Raw genomic sequence first — 12145 nt, 5'->3', positions numbered from 1 at the left:
GATGCATTCTGTAAGTGCACATCCTGAATCCGGGCTTCAATTAATTCGACCGGTACTTCACCGCTATCCGCAGAGATTACTTGTTGGCAGCGAGCGATCATTGCGGCGGAATTGTCCACACCAATAATTTTGCAGTCAGCAGCCTGGATGCGATGGCGCATTGCCAATGTGGCCGCACCTAGCGAACAGCCGAGATCATAGCAATGGCTATTGGCCTGTGCGTAACGCTCGGCGAGGTTGCCGATCATATTGATGATAGTGGCGTATCCCGGTACTGAGCGTTTGATCATATCGGGGAAAACATCGACCACGCGCTCATCAAATGCAAAGCGGCTGACCTCTGCCAGAGGATTGGCATAAATGGTATCGGGGTTGGTATCGTGCATATGGATGACTGGTTAATGGCGAATTGGGCGAGGAAAACTAAGTGCCCACATTGTAACCGTCATTGATTCTGACAACAAATTGAGAAATTCATAAAACTGTCATATTTCCGCAGGAATATTCATCGTACTTACCCTAAGTCGATATTTAAGTTGTTATTTTATGTCTTTGCAGAGCCCTGTATTTAATCAAATCACCCTGCAAAAGGAATTACGTCGCTTGATTGAATTCAAGCTGTTAACACCGGTATTTCAGCCAATTGTTGCTGTGGAGAATCCGCGGATTATTGGCTATGAGGCTTTGATTCGCGGCCCCAGCGATAGCCCTTTGCATAAGCCCGATGCACTTTTTGCTATCGCGCGCGAATCACGCTTGCTGGCGTTGCTTGAATTTGCTTGTCGGGAGGTGTCTTGCGAGCGGTTTGCCGCGTTAAACCTACCGGGAAAATTGTTTTTGAATATGAGCCCTATCAGTTTCACTGATAGCCAATATCGCGACGGTGTTACGCGCGAAATTTTACAGCGCGTCGGTTTGAGTGCTGAGCGTTTGGTATTCGAATTAACCGAAAGTCAGCCGCTTGATGAGCTGGATTTATTGCGCGTTGCGTCAGACCATTTTCAGCGGCAAGGTTTCGCCGTAGCGCTGGATGATTTGGGGGCAGGGTATGCAGGTTTGCGTGTATGGAGCGAACTCTGTCCGGATTATGTCAAGATTGACCGGCATTTTATTAGTGGTATTGATAAAGATCCGGTTAAGCGAGAGTTTGTGCGTGCGATGCTCGACATCGCTCATCGCATGGGACACAAAGCCATCGCAGAAGGGATTGAAACTGCCGCAGAATTTAGCACGCTGGTTACGATGGGCGTTGAATACGCGCAAGGATATTTTATCGCTCATCCGCAAGCGCTACCGCCAACCGAAGTGCCCGATGCAGTTACCGGCGGCCAGGGTAATTCCGTGCGACGCTACCAGGACCATTTTACTCATACGGTAGATGAGATTGTTGTTGATTCAGCGTTTGTGTCCCCAAATACAAATGCAGAAACAGTGGTAAAAATGTTCCGTGCCGATGTGCGCCTTGCCTGTGTGCCCGTAGTTGATGGCGATACTCCGCTGGGAATGATCAGCCGCGCAGAAATTCTCAACGTTTTTTCCCAACGGTTTGCGCACGAATTACACGCACAAAAACCAATCCGGGAATTTATTAGCCCATCATCAATTATTGTTGATATCAACACTGACCTTAAAGTGGTCGGCCAATTAATTAGTGAAGATCCGCAACAAAACCTGAGCGTCGATTTTATAGTCTGCGATAACGAGCGTTATCGTGGAGTGGGTAAGGTGCGCGATTTGCTGCGCTCCATAACCGAAGAAAAGCTCCGCATTGCACGACATAGCAATCCACTGACCCAGTTGCCGGGCAACGTGCCCTTATACGAATGCATCGATCATTTATTGTTGCATCGCAAAGAATTTGTCGTGGCCTACTGCGATATTAATCACTTTAAACCCTTCAATGATGCTTTTGGATACAGCGCTGGCGATGATGCAATTTTGAGCTTGAGCCAGATTTTGTGCAGCAGTGTTGATATGCAGAAAGATTTTGTCGGTCACGTGGGTGGTGACGATTTTATTCTGGTATTGCGCAGTGCTGACTGGGAGCAGCGTTGCGAACACATTTTACAGCGCTTTGCTGAAGCGAGTCGCAAATTGCTTCCGCCAGAATCCACCGAGTATTGGAGTGTTGACCGTCAGGGCCAACGGCAAAAATTCGGCGCACTGACATTGGCAATCGGTTGCGTTACACCGGATGTCGAATTTTGCACAACCCATCATCAGGTATCGCAATTACTGGCTGAAGCAAAGCACAGTGCCAAAAGCCAGGGGGGCAACCATCTCTTCCAATCTCGTCGCCGTAAACCACAAGTGACCAAGGCCGAAGAATTGCCAATAGAATAGGGCGGCCGTGCAGCAACGCAGGTAGCAGCCTTAAAATCATGGTCTATCCTTAGTCTAATTTCCCGCAGGAGGTGGACTGATGGCCGATCTTGGCTACTACAAAATGCACGCGCTAATTGTCGACGATTTTGAGAATTTTCGCGGAACTCTGTACAAAATGCTGATGGACTTGGGGATCGGTAACGCCGATTCCGCAGCCAGCGGCGAAGAAGCGTTGCGTTTTTGCAAGGCGCGCAGCTACGACTTAATTCTCTGTGACAACAACCTGGGTAAAGGTAAAAGCGGTCAGCAAGTTCTTGAAGAGCTGCGCACCACTGATAACCCCTGTTCAGACAGTTTATTTATTCTGGTTTCGGCCGAAAGCAGCAAAGGCATTATTTTGGCAGCTTACGATTATGAGCCGGACGCTTATCTCGCCAAACCAATCAATCCCAAGGCGTTGGATCAACGGCTTAGCCGGCTTATCGAGCAGCGGGTAGAGCTGAAAGCTGTGCGTGCCGCTCAAAAAGCAGGCGATGATGAGTTGGCGATCAAGCATTGCAAAGAGTTAGTGGCAAAAGGCAGTCGCTATGCAAATACCTGTCAAAAATTGCTCGGCCAGTTGTATCTGGCTAAAAATGATGTGGCAGCAGCAGAAGAAGTTTATCGAGCGGTGCTCGATAATCGTGAGCTTGAGTGGGCGCAATTGGGAATGGTGAAAACCAAGCTGGCACAAAATGATCTGATCGGCGCGCAGCAATGGCTGGAGAATATCCTGCAGGCTAACCCTTTGTGTATGAAGGCTTACGATTTACAAGCAGACTTGTTTAAGCTGCAAAACGATACCGAAAAACTGCAGAGCGTATTGCAAAAAGCGACCGATATTTCCCCATTATCAATTCTTCGCCAACAAGCTCTCGGTAATGTTGCGCAACAGAATAATGATTTGTTGACAGCAGCCAATGCGCTTAAGCGCGCAGTTAAGTTGGGTGAGCATTCCTGTTTTGATCGAGCTGATGTGCACTCACTCTTCGCGCAGGCAACAATTGATTTGTATTCGGTGGACAAAGAATCTGCAAAGCCATTGGTGCGTGAAGCGATTAGTTGTGTCAACAGTTTGGAAGAAAATTTTGGTAAAACCAGCTTGCGCAAGGTTGAGTCATTACTATTGGAAAGTCAGCTGCAAGTCTGTGCTGGCGATCAGCGTCGAGCGCAAGAAGCCTTAGCAAGTGCACAGTCGTCATTCGGTGATAACAAGGATGCATCAGCATTACCCATTCAAATTGAAATGGTGCGTGCACTTCGCTTGCTAGGTAAAGAAGATGAAGCTCAACAGCGATTGAATGATTTGTTGCAGCGTTATGCCAGTGATGAGGATCAGTTGCAACGTTTAGACGTGTTGTTGGATGAGCCACGCAGTGAGAAAAACAAACTGATGGTGGCGGAAATTAACAAAAAAGGAATCGCATCCTACAATGCGAAAGATTTTGCTGGCGCAGCAGAAGCCTTTAAAACAGCACTGCAAAAACTTCCCAATCACATCGGCCTGCGCTTGAACTATGTACAGGCAATGATTGATAAGCTGAAGACCCGTTTTGATTTGGGTGTTAATGAAAGAATCCAGCAAACGTTTACTAAAACCAATGCGATTATTTCCCAGCAGCACCCGCAGTATCAACGTTATCGCCAATTAAACGATGTATACAATAATCTGGTTAGAGCTTATGAAAAAGACAAGCGAGGTTAATTGTGAATCCTTCAATTAAACAAAAAAGCGATAACACCGAATACGGGAATGTTCCTATCGACTTTTCTTTTGTCTTGGCATCCAGTGTTCACGACATGAAAAATTCGCTCGGGATGCTGCTAAACACCTTGTCCGCCATGATGGAAAACTCCCCGCCGCGCGACGCAGACCAAGCGCGTTTTTTTTCCACACTTGAGTATGAAGCTGCGCGTATTAATGGAGAGTTGGTGCAGCTATTGTCGCTCTATCGTATGGATGAGCAGACAATGATGGTGGTGATTGATGAGCACCATACTATCGATATTATTGAAGAGCAGGTCGCACGTAATGACAGCTTGTTAAAATCCCGCCACATTGAAATTCAAGTGGATTGCGATATCGATTTGATTTGGTACTTTGACCACGAATTGGTGGGCGGTGTGCTAAACAATTTGATCGTGAATTGCGCGCGCTACTGTCGTAAGCAGCTATTGGTAAGCGCAACGGAGGAGAGCGGTTTTCTGTGCATTTCGGTGGCCGATGACGGGCAGGGTTATCCGGACAATATGCTGCTCGGCCCTTTGCCGCAGGGGTCTGTGTCATTTGGTTCGGGAAATACTCGGCTCGGTTTGCTATTTGCACGCAAGGTGCTGGAGCTTCATAAGTCCAAAAAAGGGCAGGGCTATATGACGATTGCCAACGATGGCCCACTGGGTGGCGGGATATTGAAACTCTATTTGCCTTGAGCTGTGTTGAACATATTGAAGTGTTGAAATCACTCGATACCTATTGCATTATCGCCGCTCATTTCTGTTTTCGTGTCCAGGTTAAATTTTATGCTTAAAATCCGCTTTAAAGATAATAAGTACAATGCGGTATGGTTGGTGGAACCCAAGATTACCATCGGTCGTTCAGCCACTAATGCACTGGTTATTGATGACCCTGTTGTCAGCGATGTTCATCTGGAAGTGCTCGTAGATAACGAACATCTCACATTACGCAATCTTATTCCTACACAGCCAGTAATTGTTAATGGTCAATCGGTCACTGGTGCTTGTGAACTTAAACCGGATGATCAAATAACCTTGGGCAAAGTTGAGTTGATCGTTATAGATCCTAAACGAGAAGCCAAGATCATTGCGGAGGAATCCGCCAATGTCACTCAATTACGTGCGCCTAAATCTACTGGCTGGTCATTAAAGGCAAATCATACTGCGTTGGCCAATCGGGTTTTTCCGTTGAAAGAAATTAATGTTGTAGGGCGCGCTCACGAATGCGACATCAGCCTTGCTGCCGCGCACTTATCTCGTCGTCATGCACAGTTACAAATCATTGATGGCATGCTATTTGTGAAGGATCTTGATTCTGCTAATGGCACTTTTTTAAATGGTAAGCGGGTTGCAGAAGCAAGAGTAAAGCGTGGCGATGAACTGAGGTTTGATGCGCTCACTTTTGGTGTAATGGGGCCATCGGATGATATGGCTAAAACCACTGTCCGCCCGACATCTGCAAAGGTTGAAGTGTCAGAGGCAAAGCCGAAAGCGGTTGTTCGCGAAAAGCATGTTGCCCCAACGCGGGCATCATCACCCAATCGATCAAACCTGAACCCTCAAGCTAAACCTGCGCCCGAAGCCCACTCAAGGGGTAAATTTGGGTTGATATTTATCGCCATTTTGGCTGCCGTAGTTATAACGACCCTCATTTTAACGCGCAAATAAGTATTTAAGCTTTGCGGAAACTGGTCGATAACCTGTGATGCAACAGACAGGTATTGCCGCCCAAAGGTGAATTTATGAATATTTCGTCGCTTAACAACCCTTCTGTTAATAACCAAACTATTAACAGCAATCTGCCGTCTCAGGCAAATGCCACCAATACGGCTACCCAAGGGGGCGCCGGTAAGGCACCTGAAGTCGCTCGCACGGAGACGACCAGCATTCAGGACAAGCGTCAGGCTGCATTGCAGATTGTTAATCGCACGCTTACTGCTGCCTATGAAAAAATCGCCTCGCGCGGTCAGGCTGCCAGTGCCGAATACGAAAACTTTGAGCCGCTAACCTCAGAAAAGGTGGCGAATAACATTCTTGGCTTTATCGAGCGTCGCTTGCAGATGGACGTTGCCGAAGGCGCTTCACAAGAAGATTTGCAAGCTCGACTGGAGGCTGGTTTGGCGGGCTTCAAGAAAGGTTTTGCTGAGGCGAGCGAAAAGCTTGAAGCGTTGAGTTTGTTATCTCCGGAAATTAAAAGTGATATCGGCAAAACCTACGACCTGGTATTGGAAGGCGTCGATGAGCTGCGCTCCAAATTTATCCAGTCTACCCAGCCAACCGAAGAAGCTCCCAAAACTGCACCAACCACAACAGATGTTATTAAGACAACTGATGGCAAAACCTCTGGTACTGGTAAGCCAGCCACCAAATTGGAAGTACCTGATTTTATACCCGCGACCAGCAATTATGTCGGTTATGGCAACTATGAATACGGTCGCGCACGCGAGTTTAGTTTTGAATTGACCACTAAAGAGGGTGATAAAATCACCATCAAAGCAAGCTCCAGTGAGGGCTTGGCATTGGAAGCAGGTCGCGCCGGACGTGGTAATAGTTCAGTTGGTGGCCTTAACGCCAGTTACAGCTCCAGCCAATCATTCTCGCTGTCTGTTGATGGTGATTTGAACGAAGCTGAGCTAACGGCAATTAATGATTTACTTGGCCGTGTAAATGATCTTGCTGGTCAATTCTTTAACGGTAATTTGGATGCTGCTTTCGATCAGGCGATGAACATGGGCTACGATGCTGAACAAATCGGCAGCTTTTCATTGAATCTTGCGCAAGTAGAAATCCAGCAAGTGACTCAGGCTTATCAAACATTCGAGCCTGGCCGTGCCTCTGGTGGTTCGGACACCAACAAACTCTTGGCTGATCAATTATTGCCGCTGGGTAATTTCATTAAGGATTTACTTGCCAGTTTGGATCGCGCCTCGGAATTTGGTGAACCTAAATCGCTACTGACCAATATGGCTGAAAATATCACTGGCGAAACAGAAGTCGATCAAGCCCAAGGCAAACGTTTCCGCGACTTTATGGAAGAAATGTTAGCACTCGAATTACGTTAACTTTTCAGTGAAGTTGCTCTTGCAGAACTGATAAACTGCCATTTTTCCCGGGCAGTGATCTATGAAAACTATTTACCTTTATTCAACCCCTGGCTGTCATTTATGTGAGATGGCCAGGGATATTGTTTCCCCGCTCTTAAATGACTACTCATTACAATTGGAAGAAATTGATATAGCAGAGTCAGATGAGTTGATCGAGCGCTACGGCGTAAGAATTCCTGTCTTAAAATCCCCTCACCATATCGACGAACTAGGTTGGCCGTTTGACTCTACGCAAGCTGCTGCTTTTCTTGTGCGGATTAACTGTTAATTATTTTTTTGAGAGTTTTGCGGCTTAACTAATACCCAGCGTATTCATAGTTTCAGCAACCCAATACAGTGAATCTACATATATTTCAGCCATTTTTTCTGTAGTTAAACCCAGTTCGGCAAGATGATCCCAATCGATTTCTTGCCAGTGGCCTTGTTCGTGAGCTTGTACAATCTGCAGCACCATCCCCTCTGGACCCGAATGATTTAGCATGGCCTGATTCAGTTGTTCGCTGAGTGAAAGGGTGCCCAGCAATTCTTCCAGAGGAGAATCCAAAAATGCATCCAGTGTCGACAGCAATCCAACCGTAAAGTAAGAATCTGGTCGGCTGCGTTGATTAATCACAGCGGCAATCTTTTCGCACATCCGCGCGCGCGTAAGCGCGGCAATACTTAATTCGTGTGGCTTACCGCTCAGGTTAGATAACGCAAGCAGGTTGACCCAGTTACGCAGCTTGTTCATGCCCAGCAACATAATTGCCTGACGCAAAGACTCAACGTTGCGGGACAGCCCAAACGCAGCTGAATTGACCAAGCGCAATAGTTTAAAGCTCAGTAATGTATCGCGCGCGATCATGCGTTCAATCTTGTCGATAGGCGCATCGGCATCATGCAGTGCCGATAATAATTGCAGTACCGATTGTTTATTCTCGGAAATTTTTCGGCCAGTAATGACACGCGGTTTCGCTAAAAAATAACCCTGGAATAAATCGAAACCCAATGCTTTGCATTGTTCAAACATCTCATAGGTTTCAACTTTTTCTGCAATCAGCGTTACACCAAATGGTTTTAGGTAGGTGATATGTTGTTGGAGTTTTTCTGGTGTAAGAGCTAGTACATCCAGCTTGATAATATCGGCATAAGCGACGAGGTTTTGGCTGTTCTCATCTAACTCAAAATCGTCCAGCGCGATGGTGTAACCCTGTTCGCGCAGCTGTTTCAATGAATGCAACATCGCCGCATCCACCTGCTGCCCCTCAAGTACTTCGATCACCAGTTTTTGCTTGCTAAAGGGCGGTGGTGAGTTCAGCAAAGTGCGAGTGAAATTAACAAAGGCTTTATGTTTGCCAACGACCTGCTCAATCGGCAGCTCGGTAAAAGCATTGAGCAGCACTTGGGAGCTGGCGGCATCTCCATCGGTAGTGGAGATAAATTTCAGATCGTTATTTCGACAGAGTAATTCATAGGCAACGACTTGCATGTTGCCATTGAAAATAGGCTGGCGAGCGAGAAGAGGTATGGCTTCGGTCATAATGTAAACGGATTGATTAATAGTTGTGTTTAGGAAGATCCGCTTTCACAGAAATCTGCGTATGTTAGGAGAGTGTAGCTGGCCGCAGCCAGGTTACAACCGCAATTCTGCACCTCGATTACATCTTTACCGGTCAATTCCCGATCCTTCGCCAAATCTTGCCTATACTCATAGTGTTTTTAAGCATGGGCTCCCGCTGGGAACCGCGAAAATTGATGGTGTTGTATGTCCAAACTATTAGATTCTATTGATCAGCGAACCCGTCTGGTGGGTGAAAACCGCCTTGAGTTACTGATGTTCCGATTAGGTGGTCGTCAGCTATTTGCGATCAATGTATTCAAGGTTCAGGAGGTGGTGAAGGTTCCTACCTTGCGCCATGTCCCGCACAGTCATCCTCATATTCGCGGTGTGGCACATTTGCGCGGCCAAGCAGTGCCAGTAATCGACTTGCGCGCTGCAATTGGCATGAGTGAATTGAAAGAGGCCGATAACGCGAATTTAATCGTTGCGGAATATAACCGTTCAGTACAGGCATTTTTAATTGGTGCGGTAGACCGAATCATAAACCTCAACTGGGAGCTTATTTTACCGCCGCCAAAAGGCACTGGTCGCAGCCATTTTTTGACCGCTATTACTCGCGTGGATGAGCAGTTGGTAGAAATTCTGGATGTTGAGCGCGTGCTTGCCGATATCATTCCCTATAACACTTCCGTCTCAGATGATGTGCTGGATTCAGATCTCGCAGAAGAAGCACGCAAACGTAAACTCAAAGTGTTGTTAGCGGAAGACTCACCTACCGCGGTTAAGCAGGTGCGCGAAACTCTGGGTAATATCGGAGTAGAGGTTTTATCGGTACAGGATGGCTTACAAGCGCTGACGATTTTGCGGCAATGGGCTGCGGCCGGTCGTAAGGTTACCGATGAAATTTTAATGCTGATAACTGATGCAGAAATGCCGGAGATGGATGGTTATCGTTTAACTGCTGAAGTACGGAAAGATCCGGCATTGGCAAACTTATATGTAGTTTTGCACACATCACTTAGCGGAAGTTTTAATAAGGCGATGGTGGAGAAGGTGGGTTGCAATGATTTTCTATCCAAATTCCAGCCAGACGAATTAGCGGCTGTTGTGCAGAAGCGGCTGCGAGAATATCTTAAAAAATAATCTATCTTCAGTTACAAAAAAAACCGCGCCTGAAGCTCAGGCGCGGTTTTTTTATTACACTATTATTTACCGCCGATTTTTACAGCTGACGATTAGCTTCCGCTGGAGTTACAAAACTGGTTTGTTCACCCAATCGGTAGGCATAAATCACCGAGAAAGACAGTATGTTTTGCACGTAACCGCGTGTCTCTTTGTATGGGATAGTTTCGATCCATACATCGTAAGGTAATTGCGCCTCTTTTTCTTTGTTCAACCATTTCTTCACACGGGTTGGGCCTGCGTTATAAGCGGCTGCGGCCAGGATCCGGTTGCCATCAAATACGCCGAGCAAATGGTTCAGATAGCGGCTTCCCAAGGCGATATTTTTCTCAGGTGTGATTAAGTCCTGCACGTTATAGCTAATGCCATTTTTCTGCGCAGTTTGTTTGGCAGTTGCAGGCATTAATTGCATTAACCCAAGTGCACCTACAGGTGATTTTGCATCGTGCATAAATGCACTTTCTTGCCGTGCAACTGCAAAAATCAGCAGCGGGTTAACGGAAGTTTGTTTTGCAGCTTTATTTACGTGCTCTTTGTAAACAACCGGGAAACGCACCTGTAAGTCATCCCAATATTGCGCATCTGCCATCACCTGGATGCCCAAGCGATACCAACCTAACTTTTCTGCAAGACGGCCAGCAATCACCATTTGTTCGGTTGTCATCCTGCGTGTAGTATGAAAATACTCGCGATTTGCAGCTGCAACTTCACCGCGCGCATAAAACTCGCGCGCGCGCAAAATGCCCTGTGCATTCTCTACATCGTGAACTTGTTTTTCGGTAAACGTCAGCGGGCGATCCAATAAGTGGTAGTTAATACCGGTCTTATCAGCAGCAAGGAAACCGTAGAAGCTGCGCGCAGGTGCAACACTGTTATAAATACTGTCTGCAGTCTCACCATTAATTTCTTTTATTTTTAATTCTTCCATGGTGCGCGCTTGCCAATAGCGCCAGCGCTCGGTTTGGCGAGTTTCATCAGGCAAACGGGTTAACCATTCGTTTACTCGCTCCCAATCCTGCTTGCGTAATGATTCGCGCAGCAACCATTCCAGCAAATCTGCACGAGTGAGGTTTGGTGTTGATGCAACCAGTTTTTCTGCTTCAAGATCGTGATTTTGATGGAGCAGGCGCAATGCAATTTGATACTTGATGTTGATTCTGTCTTCATCGCTAAACAATTGTTGCGCGTCATAACGATGCCACAACGCAAGCGCCTCTTTTGCATCAGTGCGGGCTAGCTTGTCCAGACCATACAGAATCACATCCTTCATGTAGGCGGTTTGTTTTGAGTAGTTACCGGTTTGTTTAAGCAGGCGCGGGTTTGCATCAACTTGCTGCAGCAAGGTTGCCATAGCGCGATCACCGCTTGGCAGTTGAGTGGTCAAATAACTGACCATGCCTTTATTGCCAGCCTTAACTGCTTTTTGATGCCGCTCCCAAATAAGCTCAGGTGTCATCAAGCCCGCTTTTCGCCATTGATCAAAAACCGGGTCGCAGGCTTTCGATTGTGCTTTATCGATATTCCAGAGTGGGGCTACATCAGCAAGCGCTGTTTTATCTCCTGTCGCCAAACGCGCGCGCAGGTTAAGGCAGGCAAGCTCTGGGTCAGTAAGGCGCTTATCGTAAAACTGGCGATAGTCCGCCCAGCGTTCGCGCTGTGCAAGGGTGCGCAGCCAGCGATGCATCAATCGCTCAGATAAAAAGGATTCAGGATAACTTCTGAAAAAATCCTGCACTTCGTCTTTAGGCAGTGAAATCAGTCGATTGGATAGTTCTTGATATTCGAGATAGGGCAGCAGCGGATAATTTTGTAGCTGTTTCACCAAGCGCGAATACTCAGGCATATTTTTGGCGTTGAGCGCCTTTTGTGCCTGCTCATACTTTTGCCGTTCCAGTTGGCGAGGTGTTGGTTTGGATGCGGTTTTTGCTGCGGTGTCTGCCGCTGCGTGGGCGCTAGTCAAGGCGATACTGCCGACGAATACGCTGGCTCCAACGACAAATGGCCAAAGTATTTTCGAAAACCTCATGGATACCTCAAAATTATTATCAAACCCTGGCGGGTTGGTTATGCCTTTCTGGTGGGATATGATGCGGCACTTTTTACTTTTGCCGGATTGTTCTCGCTTACTGATCGCTTCGATGCATATCACTAGCTACGCGAAGCACTTTAGTGGCTCGCTAAATCTACTTTGAGAATACCAGCCCATTGGTGCTTCTGCCAG

Annotated in this window: 10 protein-coding genes; 7 read left to right on the top strand and 3 right to left on the bottom strand. The window is 47.0% G+C overall.

Features of this window, described 5'->3' with window-relative positions; all coding sequences use genetic code 11:
* On the bottom strand, positions 1 to 386 hold a 386-nt coding region (locus tag AAGC78_RS10620), incomplete at its 3' end, for a methyltransferase domain-containing protein (protein ID WP_435784054.1).
* A 160-nt stretch (positions 387 to 546) separates the two neighbouring features.
* On the opposite strand from AAGC78_RS10620, the gene AAGC78_RS10615 reads away from it, so the two are divergent.
* From AAGC78_RS10615 to AAGC78_RS10590, 6 genes are all read left to right on the top strand, one after another.
* Positions 547 to 2343, top strand: a complete 1797-nt coding sequence (locus tag AAGC78_RS10615) for an EAL domain-containing protein (protein ID WP_435784053.1) — start codon at positions 547 to 549, stop codon at positions 2341 to 2343.
* A 79-nt stretch (positions 2344 to 2422) separates the two neighbouring features.
* Positions 2423 to 4069: a response regulator gene (locus tag AAGC78_RS10610; protein ID WP_435784052.1), complete on the top strand. Its 1647-nt coding sequence runs from the start codon at positions 2423 to 2425 to the stop codon at positions 4067 to 4069.
* Between the two features lie 2 nt (positions 4070 to 4071).
* A complete protein-coding gene (locus AAGC78_RS10605) occupies positions 4072 to 4794 on the top strand; it encodes a sensor histidine kinase (RefSeq protein WP_435784051.1) in 723 nt (240 codons plus the stop codon).
* A gap of 90 nt (positions 4795 to 4884) precedes the next feature.
* Positions 4885 to 5766, top strand: a complete 882-nt coding sequence (locus tag AAGC78_RS10600; protein WP_435784050.1) for an FHA domain-containing protein — start codon at positions 4885 to 4887, stop codon at positions 5764 to 5766.
* A 74-nt stretch (positions 5767 to 5840) separates the two neighbouring features.
* On the top strand, positions 5841 to 7160 hold the full coding sequence (locus AAGC78_RS10595) for a DUF5610 domain-containing protein (protein ID WP_435784049.1): 1320 nt from the start codon (positions 5841 to 5843) through the stop codon (positions 7158 to 7160).
* A gap of 61 nt (positions 7161 to 7221) precedes the next feature.
* Positions 7222 to 7470: a glutaredoxin family protein gene (locus tag AAGC78_RS10590; protein WP_435784048.1), complete on the top strand. Its 249-nt coding sequence runs from the start codon at positions 7222 to 7224 to the stop codon at positions 7468 to 7470.
* A gap of 24 nt (positions 7471 to 7494) precedes the next feature.
* Here AAGC78_RS10590 and AAGC78_RS10585 read toward each other — a convergent pair whose 3' ends face one another.
* Positions 7495 to 8721 carry an EAL and HDOD domain-containing protein gene (locus AAGC78_RS10585; protein WP_435784047.1) on the bottom strand — a complete coding sequence of 409 codons (1227 nt, stop codon included), beginning with the start codon at positions 8719 to 8721 and terminating at the stop codon, positions 7495 to 7497.
* Between the two features lie 225 nt (positions 8722 to 8946).
* On the opposite strand from AAGC78_RS10585, the gene AAGC78_RS10580 reads away from it, so the two are divergent.
* Positions 8947 to 9885 (top strand): chemotaxis protein CheV, encoded by a 939-nt coding sequence (locus tag AAGC78_RS10580; protein WP_435784046.1) that lies wholly within the window; start codon positions 8947 to 8949, stop codon positions 9883 to 9885.
* A gap of 79 nt (positions 9886 to 9964) precedes the next feature.
* On the opposite strand, the gene AAGC78_RS10575 is transcribed toward AAGC78_RS10580, so the two are convergent.
* Positions 9965 to 11950 carry a transglycosylase SLT domain-containing protein gene (locus AAGC78_RS10575; RefSeq protein ID WP_435784045.1) on the bottom strand — a complete coding sequence of 662 codons (1986 nt, stop codon included), beginning with the start codon at positions 11948 to 11950 and terminating at the stop codon, positions 9965 to 9967.
* Positions 11951 to 12145 lie beyond the last annotated feature (195 nt).

This window comes from Cellvibrio sp., from assembly GCF_039207905.1.
In the GTDB taxonomy this organism is placed as follows: Bacteria; Pseudomonadota; Gammaproteobacteria; order Pseudomonadales; family Cellvibrionaceae; genus Cellvibrio.
The sequence above is the reverse complement of the archived record's forward strand: the minus strand, read 5'-3'. Positions and strand labels throughout refer to the sequence as shown.